14 protein-coding genes are annotated in these 16,565 nt (G+C 70.1%); all 14 read right to left on the reverse strand.

Translation table 11 applies throughout. The features are described from left to right. Positions 1-23: 23 nt before the first annotated feature. The 14 genes from FHU39_RS01040 to FHU39_RS01105 are packed head-to-tail and all read right to left on the reverse strand — an operon-like array spanning position 24 to position 16,441. On the reverse strand, positions 24-2,102 hold the full coding sequence (locus tag FHU39_RS01040; RefSeq protein ID WP_183318162.1) for a phage tail protein: 2,079 nt from the start codon (positions 2,100-2,102) through the stop codon (positions 24-26). Next, the gene (locus tag FHU39_RS01045) at positions 2,099-4,057 is read right to left on the reverse strand and encodes a putative baseplate assembly protein (RefSeq protein WP_183318164.1); all 1,959 of its coding nucleotides are present in this window, start codon (positions 4,055-4,057) and stop codon (positions 2,099-2,101) included. The genes FHU39_RS01040 and FHU39_RS01045 overlap by 4 nt, the downstream gene beginning before the upstream one ends. A 6-nt stretch (positions 4,058-4,063) precedes the next feature. Further along, positions 4,064-4,483 (reverse strand): GPW/gp25 family protein, encoded by a 420-nt coding sequence (locus tag FHU39_RS01050; RefSeq protein WP_246336131.1) that lies wholly within the window; start codon positions 4,481-4,483, stop codon positions 4,064-4,066. 58 nt (positions 4,484-4,541) lie between these two features. Continuing rightward, positions 4,542-5,324, reverse strand: a complete 783-nt coding sequence (locus FHU39_RS01055; RefSeq protein WP_183318166.1) for a hypothetical protein — start codon at positions 5,322-5,324, stop codon at positions 4,542-4,544. After that, the gene (locus tag FHU39_RS01060; protein ID WP_183318168.1) at positions 5,321-6,124 is read right to left on the reverse strand and encodes a phage baseplate assembly protein V; all 804 of its coding nucleotides are present in this window, start codon (positions 6,122-6,124) and stop codon (positions 5,321-5,323) included. The genes FHU39_RS01055 and FHU39_RS01060 overlap by 4 nt, the downstream gene beginning before the upstream one ends. Next, entirely contained in the window at positions 6,121-7,362 is a 1,242-nt protein-coding gene (locus tag FHU39_RS01065; protein ID WP_183318170.1) for a phage late control D family protein, read from the reverse strand. The genes FHU39_RS01060 and FHU39_RS01065 overlap by 4 nt, the downstream gene beginning before the upstream one ends. After that, entirely contained in the window at positions 7,362-8,066 is a 705-nt protein-coding gene (locus tag FHU39_RS01070; protein ID WP_183318172.1) for a CIS tube protein, read from the reverse strand. The genes FHU39_RS01065 and FHU39_RS01070 overlap by 1 nt, the downstream gene beginning before the upstream one ends. A gap of 6 nt (positions 8,067-8,072) precedes the next feature. Beyond that, complete coding sequence (locus FHU39_RS01075) at positions 8,073-8,276, reverse strand: hypothetical protein (protein ID WP_183318174.1); 204 nt, start codon at positions 8,274-8,276, stop codon at positions 8,073-8,075. Continuing rightward, positions 8,276-8,833, reverse strand: coding sequence for a phage tail protein (locus FHU39_RS01080; RefSeq protein WP_183318177.1), 558 nt, complete (start codon positions 8,831-8,833; stop codon positions 8,276-8,278). The genes FHU39_RS01075 and FHU39_RS01080 overlap by 1 nt, the downstream gene beginning before the upstream one ends. After that, entirely contained in the window at positions 8,830-10,815 is a 1,986-nt protein-coding gene (locus tag FHU39_RS01085; RefSeq protein ID WP_183318179.1) for a phage tail sheath family protein, read from the reverse strand. Before FHU39_RS01085 ends, FHU39_RS01080 begins: the two co-directional genes overlap by 4 nt. A gap of 2 nt (positions 10,816-10,817) precedes the next feature. Continuing rightward, the gene (locus FHU39_RS01090) at positions 10,818-11,261 is read right to left on the reverse strand and encodes a phage tail protein (RefSeq protein WP_183318181.1); all 444 of its coding nucleotides are present in this window, start codon (positions 11,259-11,261) and stop codon (positions 10,818-10,820) included. Positions 11,262-11,284: 23 nt separating this feature from the next. Beyond that, the gene (locus FHU39_RS01095; protein WP_183318183.1) at positions 11,285-14,626 is read right to left on the reverse strand and encodes a phage tail sheath C-terminal domain-containing protein; all 3,342 of its coding nucleotides are present in this window, start codon (positions 14,624-14,626) and stop codon (positions 11,285-11,287) included. A 34-nt stretch (positions 14,627-14,660) separates the two neighbouring features. Beyond that, complete coding sequence (locus tag FHU39_RS01100) at positions 14,661-15,833, reverse strand: hypothetical protein (protein WP_183318185.1); 1,173 nt, start codon at positions 15,831-15,833, stop codon at positions 14,661-14,663. Beyond that, on the reverse strand, positions 15,830-16,441 hold the full coding sequence (locus FHU39_RS01105) for a Pvc16 family protein (RefSeq protein ID WP_183318187.1): 612 nt from the start codon (positions 16,439-16,441) through the stop codon (positions 15,830-15,832). The genes FHU39_RS01100 and FHU39_RS01105 overlap by 4 nt, the downstream gene beginning before the upstream one ends. Positions 16,442-16,565 lie beyond the last annotated feature (124 nt).

Below are 16,565 nucleotides of genomic sequence, written 5' to 3' on the forward strand. Positions count from 1 at the left end.
CGCATCCCTCTCCGATCGCTGCGCTAGAGGACCGTGGTCGTGCCGAGTTGGGGTGGGCGTGGTGGTGCGCCGGGTTCGCCGGTGAGCACCGTCGCAGCGCCGAGCCGGCCGTGGTCGCCGTCGTCGCCGAGCACGAAGCCGGACGGGACGCGGGCGACGACGCTGTCCAGGCCGAGGCAGGACTGCACACCCAACCGCATCCGGGGCTGCACGAACTGCACGGTGCCGGCCGTGTGCGCCGGGGTGCCGAGGTCGACGAGTCGCTGGATCACCCGCCGTGCCGTGGGTGTGGCACCGGCCGAGGCCGGCACGAAAACTGTGTAGCGGTGGGCGTATACGTGGAACGGGTCACGCAACGGGTCCTGGCTGGTCTTCAGCTGCGTGACACCGACCTGTGCCCCGTTGCCGAGCTGGCTGCGGTTCACGATGCTCTGCCCCCACAGCCGTGCCTCGTCACCGACCCGGCTCGCGTCGGTCCGCAGCCAGCGGCGCAGCCGGAAGTGCTCCAGGATGAGCCGCGGCGGTGCCCACGGGGACGGCACGAGAGGTGTCGGGGGACAGGTCTCCCTGGCGCAGCGGCACCGGCCGGGCTCGTGCGGGCGCTGTGCTGCGGGGCGGCGCTGGTCGATCCCGAGCGCGATCGACAACAGTTCCCGCAGCCCGGTGTAGGTGCCGCGCAGGTCGTACAACCGTGCCGACGAGGCCAGTAGCCGACGCCGGGTGCGTTCAGGCAGACGGGGATCGAGCGTCAGACCCACCCAGTCCGACAGCCAGTCCAGTGCCGGCGTCGCCTCCGGAGTCAGCAGCGCGGGCAACGCGTCCACCCGGTCCTCGATGTCACGCAACTGTCGGTCGAACAGGCCGAGGAAGCGGTCGGTGAACGACGCGCTGTCCGGCTCGGCGCCGTACACCGCGGGCAGGTGCCGCCGCAGGCTGATCCGCGGGAACTCCACCTCGATCCGTCGCAGCCGCGGGGTCGCGGCACCGGTGCCGGTCAGCCGCACCCGCAGCCACAGGTAGCGGCCGGAGCCGTCGTTCACCAGGGTGTCCCAGCCCTGCGGACCAGACTCGTCGGCGACCGCGCCACCGGACCAGGCGGTGTCGGGCAGCGCGGTGAGTTGCGGCGTCGGCAACGGTGTGTCGGCGGTGTGCGTCCACACCTGGAAGCCGGTGAGTTCGGGAAGTTGCGCGTGGATCAGGACGCGGTGCCAGGTGCAGCCACCGATCAGGCTGTCCAGCGGCCCGAGCACAATTGTGCCTGTGGTCAGCCAGGCCGGCGGTGGCGCCGCACTCGCCGGCGGGTCGACAGGCTCGCCGTCGGCGTCGATGTATGCCGTCCTCGGTGGAACGCAGCACCCGCCGATGTCCACGACACCGCCACGATCGACCGGTGGCATCGGCGGCCACGGCACCGGCAGGTCGGCGGCGTCGTCGGCGACCGGGACGACCGAGTCACCGTCGATGCGAAACACCGGCGCCGGGCCGGAGCCGGAATCGCCTGCGGCATAAACGATCCCGGAGGTGTCGACACCGAGGTAGCAGGTGCCGCCGAGCCCGGTGAGATGGCCGAGATAGCGACCCGACCAGGCGAAGGTGTGCAACCGGCCGACGGTGTCCAGCACCCGGACCTGGTGGTGTCCGTCGACCACCACAGCGACCGGCGACCACGGCACCGGCGGCCGCCACCGTCCACCGGTCACCGTGCTCGGCAGGGCGAGCACGTGCAGCCAGCCGGCCGGATCGGTCACGAACAACCTGTCGCGGCACGCCGCGATCGCCCCGGCATACCCCAGCAGCCGGACGGGCACGAACGCACACCGGCACGGGTCGAACCGGACCAGCCGGCGGTGGTCGCGGTCCACCGCCCAGATCGTGCCTTCGTCGCAGCACGCCATCCCGGCAGGCAGTCGCAGACCGCCGAAACTGCCGCCGGTCTCGGTCAGTCGCCGCACACTGGCCGGGTCCCGGGCCAACCGCAGCACACCGTGTGCCGCGGTCACCCCGGCCGTGTCGGCGACCTGCCAGCCCGACCTGCCGTCCAGCAGCAGGGACGTCGGGTCGTGCGGCGGGCGCCGCACCGGGGCGATGGTCGGGGTGCTCATGACGGGTCCTGATAAGCCACCGACACCTGGTGCTGCGTCGAATAGGCGAGGGCGCCGTCGGTGAGCGGCACGTCGCGGCACGGCGGCGCATCCACGCCGTCCACGGTGATCGTCAGCTGCTCGACCGCCGAGACGCCGGCCACCGACAGCACGCGGTGGAACACCCGGGAGAAGGCGATCGTGCCACCGAACGGCCAGCCGGTCCCGGCGTCACCGCCGGTCTGCGGGTCGAAGTAGGTCAGCAGGTCCGCGTCGACATCCCGCTGTACCTGGGCCAGGTCGGCGGTGTCGGTCGCGACGACCGCCACCGTGATGCTCACCTGCTGGTAGGTGGGCGGCGCGACGTACACCTCGGTGGTCAGTAGCCGGCGCTCGTTCAGGTAGGCGCACACGGTGCGCAGCGTCGCCTGGCTGGGCACCGGCTTGCGGCTGTCCGAGCGTGGCACGACCACGACGGTGACCACACCGGGGATCTGGGCACCCGGGAAGTCCGGGTGCACGAGCGGGAGTGCGCGCGCCCGTGCGATGTCGGCGGCCTGCATCGCGAACAACTCGAAATCGTCGGTGGTGACCGCCCTGCTCCGCGAGCGGATCGACGCCGGCGCACGCTGCTTGGCCGCGTCCAGGGTCTCCTCGTCCTGGCCGCCGTAGCTGGGCTGGACGTTGATCACGTGCGCGTCGTCGATGCCGGGCACGGCGCTGCGCAACGCGTGCAGCGCGCCGGCCGGCACATTGCCCGACGTGCCTCCGCCGTAACGGTATTCGGTGGCGACGACGTTCGCGCTGGGATTGTTGACGTTGGCCACCGGGATCGCGCCGTGGATGCCGTCCCCGAAGCGCACCTCACCGGTCGTGCGGTTGAGCACGTAGTGCAGGCTGTCCGGTCCCGAGCCGTAGAAGTCGTCGACCTGCGTCCACACCTGGTCGCCCGCACCCTGGTCGACGGTGAGGGTCAGGCTGCCCGCCAGCACCGGCGTCTGGGACAGGGTGAACGTCTGGTCGCGCCGGCCGGTGCTGCCGCCGAGCACCTCGGCATACACCGTCTCCATCTGGGTGAGGGTCATCGTGTTGGGCCGAATCGCCAGCACCGCCGGTGGGCGCTCGTAGGCGCTGGTGTCGACCAGCGCCCGCAGCCAGTACAGCGGGGTGGTCACCGGCGCGATCGCCGTCGGTACCAGCGCGTTGTCCGGTGTGCGGACGATGATCTCGCCGCTGCGGGTGAAGGCGAGCGTGTCGTCCTTCAGCAGGGTCAGCGGAGACCAGTCGAAGCCGTCCCAGTACTGCCAGCGCAGTGTGGCCGGCGCGAACGCCGCGGTCGGCGCCAGCCCGCAACTGACCGGTGAGCCGCTCGCCGACGCGGCGGCCGCCCACGCGTAGAGGGTGATCTCGGTGCCGGGGAAGGGGTCGGTGGCGTCGAACCCGATGAGCAGTGCGGAGCCGGCCGTCGCGGTCGGGCCGAACGGCTGGTAGCTGCGGGCGGCGCTGTCCGCGGCCGTGACGTCGGCGTAGGAGTGCCCGTCGTACGCCAGGACTGCTCGTGGGGTGGCCTTCAGGCAGACCAGGGCGCGGTCGGCCTCGAACACCAACGGCGCTCCGCCGCCTGCGGTTTCGGCGATCACCTGGGTCCCCTTCGGCACGGTGGCCAGGGTGTCGGCGGAGGCGAGCAGCGGGAAGGTGATCTGCACCTGGGCCGGCTGCGCCGGCTGCAGTTCGACACCGAGCAGCTGCAGGAACTTCAGGTAGAGAAGGTCGGGGACCTGGTTCATCCGGTAGGCGAGCATCTCGCCGAGCCAGGCGAAGACCTGCAGCATCGTGATGCCCGGGTCGCTGTCGTTGTAATCGGTCCACACCGGCTTCCACTCCGGGGTGTAGCGGGCGATCCGGGAGGTCATCTCGGTGATGATCGAGTCGTAGGTGTGATCGTCCAGCACGGGTATGTCGTCGTCGAGTGGCACGGGATGTCACCTCCCCTCGGTGATGAAGAACGGATAGACGAGGTTGGCGCGGGCGTTGCTGGTGCGGATGCGGTAGTCGACCCGGATGAGCAGCACGTTGGGCTCGCCCGGAGCGGGGGAGGCGTCGACGGTGATCACGTCGATGCGCGGTTCGTAGGTCAGCAGCGCGTCACGCACGGTGGAGACGACCTGCGCGATGGTGCTCGCGTCACCCGGCGCGAACACCAGATCGTGTATGCCGCAACCGAACTCGGGCAGCATCGGCCGTTCGCCCTTGGCGGTGCCGAGGATCAGGTAGAGCGACTCCTCGATCTTCTGTTCCTGATCGGAGGTCGCGATGGCCCCGGTGGGTGACACCTGGAGGGGGAATCGCCAGCCGATGCCGAGGAACGGGCGGCCGCCGACGGCGGGCATGGGGGTGCTCATGCGGGGTCCCCGCGAAGTATTCGGAGGAGCGAAGCGGGGGAGAAACTTCGTGGGGTGTTCATGTCAGGACCCGCTTCGGTCCGCCGCCGGCCGGCCGGTAGACGACGTGCTCGGCCTCCAGGTCGCCCGCGACCAGCAGTTCCTTGCCCGCGGCCGGGTGGACCTCGATGCCGCCGTCGGACCGCAGCACCACGCTCGCCCCTGCCGCGTTGCGGATCGTGACGACCGCGCCCGGGGAGTCGCGGTCGATGACCAGTGCGCCGATCTCCTGCAGTGCGGTGTTCTTCAGCAGCAGCCGGGTCTGCGTGGCGTCCGTGGGGGATTCGTCCTCACCGGCACCGATGACCATCAGGTTCTTGTCCGCGGCGCCGACCATGGTGAACGGTGCGCTCGACGGCCCCGCGACGGCCTGGCCGCCCAGCGGGGTGAACGCCCCGCGCACGGTGTACTGCGGGTAACCGCCGACCGCCTTCGCGAACGCGGGTGCGCCGGCTGCGTCGGTCGTGCCACCGGCGACCAGCGTTCCCTGCCAGGGTGCCGGGTCGCCGTCGCGATAGGACAGCCCGATCGGAGCGGCGACCGTTGCCGGCGCGTCCGGCAGCCACTGCTTGGCCTTGTCGTCCCAGACCTCCGGCGCAGCGCCGGCGGTGCGCCGACGCACCACGGCGAACCCGAAACCGGCGAGTGCGGGCGGTGCGACCGGCCCGCTTGCACCGGCGACCGGAGGGAACGTCACGGTGACGGGTTTCTCCAGCACGGCCGTGGTTTCGACCGGTCCGGCCACCGGCTGGCCGGCGAACTGCAGTGCAGGAGCCGGGACGGTCAGGACGGGCGTGGTCATAGCACGTTCCCCGCTCCCGGGCTGTATGACGAGCTGACCACCGACGTGGCCATCAGCGCCTGACACGCGACCACACCGGAGAACGTCGTCATCGCGGAGTTCACCGAGACCGACGCGCCGCTGAGCGTGAGCGTCGTTGCTTTGCAGGTCAGTTGACCGGTCGTGGTCACCGTGGCGGACGGTGCGGTGACGGTGACCGGCGCGGTCCCGGCGGTCAGCACGACGCCGGTGTCGGAGATGGACAGTGACACCCCGCCGGCGGTGCTGATCCGCACCTCGCTGGGCGTGTCCGTCATCGTGACGGTCGTGCCGGTGGCGGTCGTCAGCTTGATCTGTGCCGGTTGGTCCTGCATCGTGACCTGCTGGCCGCCGTTGGTGGTGAGCTGGATGGTCGCGTCCGGGTCGCGCAGTTCGACCACGTTGCCGCCGTTCGTGTGCACGTGCACCTTCTCCTGGCCGGACCGATCGTCCAGGTCGATGACGTGCCCGGTCACCGAACGGACCCGGCGGACGTGCTTGTCGATGCTGTCGAACGGCGGTGTGTCGACGCCGTTGTGCAGGAAGCCGATGATGAACGGGTGGTCGGCGTCGCCCTGCAGGAAGGTCACCAATGCCTCGTCACCGACCTCGGGCATGTACCAGTAGCCCCGCTTCTCGCCGGCCATCGGTAGCGCGATCGGTGCCCAGCCGTGTGGAATGTCCGACAACCAGGGCAGTTTGATCTGCACGCGGCCCTGCCCGAGCGGGTCCTCGACATCCGTGATGATCCCGATGACGGGACCGGCGATCGTGTCGGTCACGACGCACCCCGTTTCCCGGTGTACTGCTCGCGGCGGCAGTCGAAGGTCGTCAGGTAGCCGTTGTCGTCGATGGTGTGGGTCGTCTTGGTGATGAAGTACTCGCCGGACAGCCGGGCACCGACGCCGTCGATCGTGACGACCTGTCCGGAGCGCAGGTCGGGTAGTCCGACGACCTTGACGTCGGTGGCCGTCACGATCTGTTTGGTCTGGTCGCGCAGGATGGCGATCGCCCGCTCGCGGGCCTGGCAGTTGGTGAACACCGGCTCGTCGACCACGATCTCCTCGTGCGGATCGCACGCGTTGAGAACGCGATACAGGTCTTCGTTGACCCGGATCCGCGGGTCGTCCAGGGTCACCGTGCGGGTGATCGGCTCCTTGCGGGTGCGGTGCCAGCCGCGCACTGTCACCTTGCGCACCTGGTTCGCCGTGGTCAGCTTGGGCCGGAACTCCGACAGCGACGCACCCCAGGTGAGCCGGAACTCCACGTCCCGCAGCCCGGGGATCATGCCTTCCCGGGACGGTCCGAAGTACAGCTGCCGGGGCCGTCCGGTCGTGCTGTCGGCCTCCTGGATGAAGATGACGTACCCGCGGACCCGCGCCCGCTGGAAGAGGAAGTCGATGTCGTACTGGTTGTTCTGGGTGACCAGCGGCATCGGCTTCTCGTTGCCCATCGCGTTGTCGTCGATCACGATCGGCAGCGGGAAGCGCTTCTTGCCGCCGTCGGTGAGCTGGGCGAGGTTCCGGGCGATCTCGCTGTCCTTCTTGTTCTCCCAGTGCGTCGTGTACTGCTTGCGGCGCAACTGGTGCAAGACGTTGAGCCCGGTCACCTTCAGGATCGCCGGGCCGTCGGTGAACTCCGGTTGCATCGTGGTGAAGTGCCCCTTGAGCATGGTGACCAGGTGGGCGCTGGCGCCATACCCCATGCGTACCTCGACCTCCTTGCCGCACGGCTCGAACAAGGTGCGCCGCGGGTAGGCCTTGTTGCCCGGTTTCAGCTGATCGGCGGTCTCCGCTCCGATGTAACGGAATTCGTGGTTCACCTCGTCCCAGTTGTCGACCTCCAACTGGAAGGAGTCGATCGTGTCGACGGAGTCCTGGTAGGTGATCTTGCGGACCTCGCGGAGCACGTTCTGCGGCAGGTTCGCGCCGTCGATGCGTACCTCGAAGCGCGGCACGTAGAACCCGCCCTGGGCCTTGGACTCGGTGCTCAGCGTGGTCAGCTTGGGTACGACGGACATCAGCCGGTCACCTCCAGTGGAGGCACCACCAGTGGGGTCCCGACCGTGAGCCGGCGCGGGTCGGCGATGCCGTTGGCATCGGCGATGGCGCGCCACTGGCTCGGCTGGTCGAGGCACTGTCCGGCGATCGAGGCCATCGTCTCGCCCTCGGCGACGACGTGACTCTTGGTGTGGTCGGCGGACTCCAGACCGAGATGCTTCAGCTGCTCGTCCAGGGAGACGTACTCCTCCATGGTGACCGTCATGACGTTGCGCAGCGGTATGCCGTCCGGGCTGAACAGCGCATAGTCCTGCTTGACCTTGGTCACCACCCCGCGGAAGCCGGACCGTCGCTGCTTCTCGGTGCCCATCGTCAGGCTGTCGCCGGGGAACCGTTTGCCCCACTGGAACGTGCAGACCGGCGTCGCGTGGGTCTTCGGGTCGATCTTGATCAGGCTGTAGAACTTGTCGGAGATGGTGGTGACGCTGACAGCGGTCGAGCCGGTGCCGAAGTCGGTGGAGTCGAAGAAGAGCTCGACCGTCAACGTCTCGCTCTGGCCGCGCACGAACTGCCGCAACGGCGCGTCCAGCCCGGGTATGGCGATCTCCGCGATCTTCGGCGACTTCTCGAAGCTCAGGCTGTTCGGGTTGAACTGCACGTATGCCGACTCCGTTGCGCCACCGAGCTTTTCGACGATGAACAGTGCCTTGGTCAGATTGGTCACGCCGAGTCACCGCCGTCCTGCGCGTTGCTGTTCGACGACCGAGCGCGTGTCCAGGTCGGCCTGCAGAGCCTCGCGACCGACGTGGTCGGCACGCTCGCATTCGCGGATCGCCGCGACGATCCTGGCCAGCACGTCGGGGGTCAGCAGCGCCTCTGCCGACACCGAGTCGTACGTGGTGTGCAGTTCGTCGATGTGGATCTCACCGGGCATCACACATTCACCCCCAGTAACGAGGCGCCCTCTTTGAGGACCGACAGCTGCCACAACCCCTCGTGCGCCAGCTCGAGCTTCTCGACCGCGACCTCCTTGCCGAGCGCGTTCATCGTCGGACCGGTGAACTTGACCGGGAAGGCCCGCTTGAACGTCCACACGTTGTGGGGCAGGTGGTGGGCGTCCAGCAGCATGATCAGCCCGTCCATCCGCTTGACCTTCCCGTCGGCGAAGCCGGTGAGCCAGTCCCAGCCGCTCTGGCTGATCCGGGACACCCCGCGGGTGAGGGTGAGGTTGGTCCAGGTGATCCGGGTGGGGAAACGCAGCTCGGTGCCGTTGCGGCCGCCCTCGTGACGCTTCTCGTCCACCTGGGTCACGTCCAGTCCGCTGACCTCGCTGAACCCGCCGAAGAGCACATCGCCGAGGACGCTGAGCGCAGCCGACGAGATCGCCGAACCCACACTGCTGGTGTTGGCCATGGTGACCACGAAGTTGTGGTTCAGCGGCGGATCCAGCCGGATCCCGGTGGCGGAGGCGAGGGGATTGAGCAGAGTCATGGCGCCGCACCCTCCTTCACCCGCAACGAGTCCTGGACACGTCCGACCCGGACCACCACGAACTCGAACGGCACCGCGGGGGCGATGCCGATCTCGACGAGCAGGTGGCCCAGGTCGCGCTCGCGAGCCGGGTTGTTGGTGTCGTCGCACGACACGTAGAACGACTCGTCGGGGGTCGACCCGGCGAACATGCCGCGCTCGTGCAGGCTGAGCAGGAAGTTGGTCACCGACAGCGTCACGCGCGCGCGGGTGAGCACGTCGTTGGGCTCGAAAACGACCCATTGCAAAGCGATGTCGAGTGCCTTCTCGACCATCGACATCATCCGGCGGACGTTGACGTACTGCCAGTCCGGGTCGCTGCTGACCGTCCGTGCGCCCATCGCGCGCAGCCCCCGACCGGGGACCGTGCGGATCACGTCGACACCGGCGTCGTTCAGGACGCCGTGCCGGGTGTCGTCGATCTCCAGGCTGGCCGAGAGCGCCCACTGCAGTAGCCGGTTCGCGGGTGCACGATGCACACCGGTCTCCAGATCACCGGCCGCGTAGACCCCGGCGAGGTGGCCGCTCGGCGGGATCAGCCGGGTCGTCGCGCCGGTGGGATCGAGCGGGTCCAACACGCTCAACCACGGGTGGGCGAGTGCGGCGAACCCGGTGTCGAAGCGGGCCCGCCAGTCCAGCACGCCGCGCAGGCCGTCGGCCCGGTCGGTGGCCGCTGGGTACGGCGGGTCGAGCAACGCGAAGCGGTACCGCAACCGCTCGCACTGCTCCACGGTCGCGGCCTGGACGGCATACACCTGCTCGTCGGTGAACAGCGGCGGTGCGTCGACGTCGGGCGCCGGGTAGGTGGTGAGCAGGTCGGCCCGGTCCAGACACGGGTCCGGGACGCACGGTGGCGGCGGGGCCGGCCGCGGTGGCTCGGGCCGCACCAGCGCATCGGGCGCAGCAACGAGGGCGACCTCGGCCACGTCCTCCAACGCCCGCAACCCACGTCGTTTCAGCGCGACCGCTACCGGTCCGTCGTCGGGTGCCACGGGTTGCCCGACGAAGTCGTCGACCGACAGCGTCGACAGGCCCGAACGCCCAGCAGTGAGAGGGATTTCGGCCGTCGGGTCCAGGTCGAGACCGCGCAGGTCCGTGACGTCGGTCCGCAGCTCCTCGATCATGATCGGGGCCGGCGGCTGCCAGGCCGCCGACCGGGTGACCGGATCGACCGGCGGACGGACCGCGCCGAGCACCAGCGGCCCGTAGCCGGTGTTCTCCGGGACCAGGGACAGCCGGTCGTACAGACCGACCGGTCGGCCGGATTCGCTGACGACAGCGCGGTATTCGATGCTTTCCAACACCATCGGAGCCGTGCGGTCCAGGCCGCTGATCGGCAGGTCGTATCCACGCCTCGGGCCGTCCGGCGGCACCCACCAGACCTGCGAGTTCACCGGGTCGACCGCGGCCACGACCCGCCACACCGGTGGTGTGCCCGGCTGGGTGAGCCGCACCTCGTCGTGCACGGCGAGCCCGCTGACACCCGGCACCCGGCTCCACCTGCCCTGTGGGTCGGTGCCGGTGGTGGTCAGCTGGATCCTGTTGATCTCACGCAGGTTCAGAGTCAGCCGGTTGCCCCACGCACCCGGCGTCGACGCCGCGACGCGCCATACCGGAGTGGTCCCGTTGCCGAAGTCGGCCGTTGCGGATGCTGCACCCGCGACCGGGTCCTGCGACGCGACCCGCACCACCCACGCGCGCACGCCGCCGTTGTCGAAGAAGCCGCGGACGGCATACGCGAGGAACCCGGCGGGTATGACGTCACCGAACCACGACACGAACTGGCGCCACGACGTGATCGGCACCGGCAGGTCGATCGGTCCGCGCTCGGCCAGACCGGCGAAACCGGTGATGTCCGTGCGCAACGGCGTCACGGCGGGACCACCGGCGTCGACGGCCTGGTAGTAGACGCCGGGAGTGCTGGAGCGCAGCGCGGTGGTCATCGTCAGGCAACCTCGAGGGTGATGTCCTCGACGATCAATTCGACTGACTCGAAAGCGACTTCGGTGCCGGTCGCGTTGAGCGTGGGGCCCTCGATCTTGTTCGGCCAGGCGGCCTCGAGGTTCCACCGCAGCACGTCGTTGCGCGCCTCGTCCATCAGGATGACGCTTCCGTTGCGCCGGTCGGCCGACCCGGTGGCGATGTTGCGGTACCAGTCCCACAGCGAGCTGTCGTTCACCATGCCCCGTTTGAGGGTCACCGGGCCGAACTTGCGCAGCCCGGGCAGCTTGCGGGCGGTCAGCGGTATGTCGACACCGGTGCGGTAGTCGACCGTGTCGCCGTCGCTGGAGAGGCCGCTGACCTCGCTGAACGCGGCGACCGGCAGGTTGTCGATCTCCAGCCGGAAGTTGAAGTCCCGGAACGGATCGACGCGGGGTTGGGTGCTCATAAGCGTTCTCCTCGATCAGCTGGTCAGTTGTCGGCGTGCGCGGTCCACAGGCCGATGCGCACGATCACGAACTCGGCGGGTTTGACCGGTGCGACGCCGATGACGACGATCAGCCGGCCGTTGTCGATGTCGGTCTGGGTCATCGTGGTGCGGTCGCACTTGACGAAGAACGCCTCCTCGGGTTTGGTGCCCTCGAGTGCGCCGCCGCGCCAGACGGTGGTCAGGAAGTTGGCGATCACCCGGCGCACCCGGGCCCACAGCGGGTCGGCGTTGGGCTCGAAGACGACCCACTGCAGGCCGCGGTCCAGCGACGCCTCGATGAAGATCATCAGCCGGCGGACGTTGACGTACTTCCAGTCCGGGTCGGAGGTGATCACCCGGGCGCCATACACCCGGATGCCGCGGTTGTCGTCGCGGAAGTCGCGTATGACGTTCACGTTCACCGGATACGGGTTGAGGATGTCCTGCTCGGACTTGTTCAGCTTGCGCCGCAGCCCGGTGATGCCGTTGACGACCTCGTTCGCGGGTGCCTTGTGCACGCCGCGGTCGATGTCGGTGCGGGCGTAGACGCCCAGCACGTGACCGGCCGGCGGGATCGCGTAGTCGTGGATGTCCGCCAGGTTCGTCGGGAACGGGTCGGGGATGGACAGCCACGGGTAGTAGAGCGCGGCGTACTCGGTGTCGAACTGCCCGCGCTGGCTCTGTGCGTCGCTGATCGTGTCGTTCGGCTCCGGGGTGGTGTCCAGCACCGCGAACCGGTAGCGCAGCAGCTCGCAGTGGTCGATCACCGCCTGCTGCAACCGGGCGCTGACCCGGCCTGGTACGGCGACCAGGCTGATCTCCTCGACGTTCTGCAGGCTCTGCAGCCCGGTGCGCTGCTCGGGGTCGGTGCTGTCGGAGCCGATGTAGGTGTCGTCGCTGATCGTGCCGATCGAGTCGTCACCGAGGGTGGTCTCCAGGCGCAGCAGCGCCGGCATGCGGCGGCCGTCCGGCAGCACGTCCACCAGGGTCTCCGGGCCGAGCCGCACCGACTGGCGCACCGCGTCGGTGGTGGCCAGGTCGGCGACCCGCACGTACAGCGAGGCGCCCTCGGGACGGTGATCGGACTTGCGCAGCGGGCCGGTGATCGACCCGATCGCCTTCTCCACGTAGTTGCTGTGCCGCGGGTCCAGGGACAGGTTGCGGTAGGTCTCCTGGTCGATGACCTGGCTGTCGCGGGACGGGACGTTCGGGTCGGGTTGGCGCAGTAGCCGCACGGTGATGCTGAACTCGCGCGACCGCACCCCGGCGCCGATCACCTGCTGGGCGGCGCTCAGCCCGGTGCCGGCGAGGGTGATGGTGTTCTGCGCCGACCGGTTGATGTTGCTGACCTTGACCGGGTCACCGAGCACCGCGCCGGTGGCCGGGTCGGTGAGCTCCAGCACGGTCCCGGCCTCGACACCGGACGCCGACGCCAGCCGGATGGTGGTCGCGTTGACCATGGTGGCCAGCGTCGAGGTGACCAGCCCGGGTGTCTCGTCCTGCACGCTGACCCGCAGCCGGTTGCCCCAGCTGCCGGCGTCCAGGGCCTGTATGTCGATCAGCGGTGTCCGTTCGACCAGCACCGAACCGGCCGGGTGCGACCGGGCCAGCGCCGTCTGGAGTGGCACCTTCGCGGGCGTGACCGGCGTCGCGGTGGGGCTGGTCACGGTGACGTAGAAGACGTCCCCGGCGGTGGTCAGGCGCAGCAGGTCGTGCTGGACGAAGCCGTTGCCGTCGCTGAGCAGCAACCCGCCGTCGCCGGCGGCCGCGGAGAGCGCCAGTGCGCACGCCTGGCGGCCGACGACCGGGCTCACCGCGCCGAGTTGGCTGACCGGCGTTCCGGTCGGCGACGCCTGGGCCAGCGGTGGCGTGACCACGACGGTCCCGGGGTCCGGCGCCACGCCGGTGAGGGCGGGCAGCGCGAGCACGGTGACCGTCTGCGTGTTGGCGCCCGCGCCGACCCGCAGGACGTCCCCCTCGCCGACGCCCATCCGGTCGTCCACTGCGAGGACGGCGCCGCCCGCGGCAACGGTCGCGGTGGTGACCGCGGCCCGGGGCAGCACCGCCGCAGGTGCGCTGTGCGCGGCCGCCGCCGGCGGTGTGACGGTGAGAGTCTCGGTCGTGGCGTCGACCGCGGCGATCGTGAGTGTTTCGGGGGAACCCGCCGGATCGAGCACGACGCGCTGGCCGACGACGAGCCCGGCAGTCTCGCCGGTCTGCAGCGTGAGCGAGGTGTCGCCGGCTGCGACATTGGCGGAGAGGGTGCGGTCCGCCGACGGTTGCACCGCCTCCACGAGGGTGCCGGCGACATAGCCGCCGGTGGCGGGCGTCACCTGCAACTCGTCCAACTCGCCGATCCGGGCGATCTCCGCGCTCGCCGGCGCTCCGACCCGCACCAGGTGGGTTCGGTCGGTGAACGCACCCTGGGTGTCGTCGACGAACACCGTCGCGCTGCCGGAGGTGGCCAGGTCGACCGTCGCGGTGGTCACCGCTCCGGCGCTGAGATCGAGACGGGACACCGCGTCGGTGCTGGGGTGGGGCAGCGCCGAACCGGAGTCCAGGCGCACCAGAGCGGTGGAGTCGGTGGCGCTGACGACCGTGACCGCGGTGGTCTCGCGCACCGTCCGGTACTCGGCGGTGGCCGGTGCGCCGAACTCGAGGACGTCACCGGCACTCAGAGCGGCGACATCGGCGTGCGCCCCCTGGAGGCTGAGCAGTTCGGAGCCGGCATCGACGTCGGTCGGCAGGGTGAATGCGAGGTCGACCACACGGACGTACTCCTCGGCCGGCTCGCCGGCGGGGTGCGATCGGTTCAGCGACAACGCCAACGGCACCATCACCGTGTTCGGTGTCGGGGCTGCGGCGACCTGCCGGTACTCGGCGTCGCTGCCGTCGCCGACCCGCACCCAATCACCGGTCGCCAGTCCCGAGCCGGGTAGTGCGAACAGCTCGGGCAGGTTCGCCGACGTCCCGGTGCCCTCGCCGGCCGGGCGGATCAGCACCGACGCAACCGGTGCCGTGGTGCCGGGGTAGAACAGCGACGTGGCCGCCCGGGAGGCCGCCGCGTCGAGCACCCGGGTCACGTAGACCCGCTTACCGCCGTTGGTGAAGAAGCCCGCGACCGCGTGCGGCAGGAAGCGGTGCTCGCCATACCCGTCGGCGCGCAACAGACCGCCGAAGGTGCGGGTGAAGTCCCCGACACTGGTGATCAGGATCGGCACGTCGGTCGGGCCGCGTTCGGCGACGCCGACCACGCCGCAGGTGCTGGTGCTGACGCCTTCGATGGGCTTCGAGCCGGTGTCGATCTCCTCGACATACACCCCGGGGGCGAGATATTCGGGCATCGGATCCTCCGTCGTTGCTGGAGTGGTGCGGGCGTCAACGCAGCGTGAGTCCCACGGTGTTGACAGGGGTCTGGTAGTCCGGGGTCACCCGGACGGTTGCGGTCAATCCGCCGTGACCGGCGGAGATCTCGACGGCGGCGACCCGGCTGATCGGCGGCAACCGGGCCGTCCCGTCGGCGGTGGAGGTCGCCCGGTACAGGTGGCTGTCCAGGTATTCGTCGGTGATGCCGGCGCCGGCCGCGCGGACCAGCTCGACACTCGCGAACGGTGCGGTCGTGCCGACGAACACGGTCGGGTCGCCAACGGACACTGGGTCGGTCGTGGTGGTGTCGGCGGGGGCCGGGGCAGGTGCGGTGACCCGTCGGACGCCGACCCCGGCGGCATGCGCGATGCGTACCGGCCCGGCCAGCGTCAGCTGCACCGGCGAGTCCTGGTCGCCGGTGGCCGAGAGTGACTGGACGGTCAGATAGCCGCGGCGGTCGGGGTCCGCCAGGTCCAGGCCCACCAGGTCGCCGGGGGCCAGCGCGCCCGCGCGGCTGACCGAGATGGTCCGGTCACCCGGCGCCGTCGACGCCGCCAGCAACCGGGGCGGTTCGGCGACCGGGACCAGGCTGACGCTGTCGATGCCGGTGCCCAGCGGCCACGCCTGGGTCGCGCCGAGCGGCATCGCGAGCAGCTGCGGTGGTGCCGCCGGTTGGGTCAGGTCGGCGGTGGTGCGCCATACACCGGTGATGTTGACGTCGGCTCCGCCGACGGCCACGGTGCCGCCCTGCGCGTCGAGCTTGAACGTGTGCACCTCGAGGGTGACGGGGACCCGGTGCAGGTTGATGCGGCCGAGCGCGACACCGTTGAAGGTGTCCGGGAAGCCCGGCTGGGCGGGCAGCGTGACGGTGCCGGTCCACGGCAGGTAGCCGGGCACGTCGACCCGCACGTCCAGGGTGCGCGCGCTGCCGGCCAGGTCCGGGAACGCGCGCGACGGCGTGCCGACCAGGCCGCCGACCCCGTCCGCGGCGGTGCCTCCGGTGAGGCCGTAGGCGTCGGTGGTGACGGTGAGCCGACCGCGCACCGGGTGACCGGTGAGCTCGTCGAACGCCTGCAGCAGCACGATGCCCTGCCGCACTCGGCCCGCCGGTCGTGGGCCGAGCAGGTCCACGACGTGCGCGCGGGACCCGTCGAGGATCGTCGTCAGCCCGGCACTGGTGCTCATGCGGGGTCCCCGACCTCGACGCCGGGGTTGAGCACCGGCACCCGGACCGGGGGACCGGACCGGAGCGTGACGTCGACCGACAGTTCGACGACGGTGACCTCGACCGACACCGACGTGCGATAGGAGGTGCTGAGCGCGTCCCAGACACGGGCGAGCTGGTCGATGGTGAGCGACTCGAGCCGGGTGGTGATGGTGGTGTCGGTGCCGGCGAAGTCGTCGGTGAGGTCGACGCCGCTCAGGGTGGGGTGGTCGTTGAAGACCTGCAGCGCCTTGCCCAGGATCACCTGCTCGGTCTCCGGTGAGTCGTTCTGGCCCGCGCCCGCCATCGGGGACAACAGGTAGTGCAGCCGCAACGGCAGCGGCGGCGGCTGGAGCAGGTCGGTGCTGACCCTGCGTGGCGGGCGGTTCAGGGTGACGTCGTCGCGCACCACGCGGTACAGCCACACCGACAGCCCGGTCCGCGAACCGGTCATCTCCGCAGGCGAATTCAGGTAGACGTGCATGGTCCCGGGCGCGTGGAACTGGCTGGCCAGGTCGGGGTCCGACTCGAACTGCGACTGCAGGTGGTCGGCCAGCGACCGGCTGGTCGCGCGGATCGAGGTAATCACCGGGTCTCGTCTCCCTCGTGGGTTGGGGAGAACTGTTCCCGGGCGGTCGTGGCCGGATCGTGAGTGCGTTGTGTGCCCGGTCGTCCGGTGCGTGTGCGACAGGCTGTATGCCGGGGCGGCGCCG

It is taken from the genome of Flexivirga oryzae, from assembly GCF_014190805.1.
GTDB lineage: Bacteria > Actinomycetota > Actinomycetes > Actinomycetales > Dermatophilaceae > Flexivirga > Flexivirga oryzae.

Excerpts from the sequence above, each read along its gene's own strand:
- FHU39_RS01040 (WP_183318162.1), bottom strand. The coding sequence starts at position 2,102 with ATGAGCACCCCGACCATCGCCCCGGTGCGGCGCCCGCCGCACGACCCG.
- FHU39_RS01050 (WP_246336131.1), bottom strand. The coding sequence starts at position 4,483 with ATGAGCACCCCCATGCCCGCCGTCGGCGGCCGCCCGTTCCTCGGCATC.
- FHU39_RS01055 (WP_183318166.1), bottom strand. The coding sequence starts at position 5,324 with ATGACCACGCCCGTCCTGACCGTCCCGGCTCCTGCACTGCAGTTCGCC.
- FHU39_RS01065 (WP_183318170.1), bottom strand. The coding sequence starts at position 7,362 with ATGTCCGTCGTACCCAAGCTGACCACGCTGAGCACCGAGTCCAAGGCC.
- FHU39_RS01075 (WP_183318174.1), bottom strand. The coding sequence starts at position 8,276 with ATGCCCGGTGAGATCCACATCGACGAACTGCACACCACGTACGACTCG.
- FHU39_RS01080 (WP_183318177.1), bottom strand. The coding sequence starts at position 8,833 with ATGACTCTGCTCAATCCCCTCGCCTCCGCCACCGGGATCCGGCTGGAT.
- FHU39_RS01085 (WP_183318179.1), bottom strand. The coding sequence starts at position 10,815 with ATGACCACCGCGCTGCGCTCCAGCACTCCCGGCGTCTACTACCAGGCC.
- FHU39_RS01090 (WP_183318181.1), bottom strand. The coding sequence starts at position 11,261 with ATGAGCACCCAACCCCGCGTCGATCCGTTCCGGGACTTCAACTTCCGG.
- FHU39_RS01095 (WP_183318183.1), bottom strand. The coding sequence starts at position 14,626 with ATGCCCGAATATCTCGCCCCCGGGGTGTATGTCGAGGAGATCGACACC.
- FHU39_RS01100 (WP_183318185.1), bottom strand. The coding sequence starts at position 15,833 with ATGAGCACCAGTGCCGGGCTGACGACGATCCTCGACGGGTCCCGCGCG.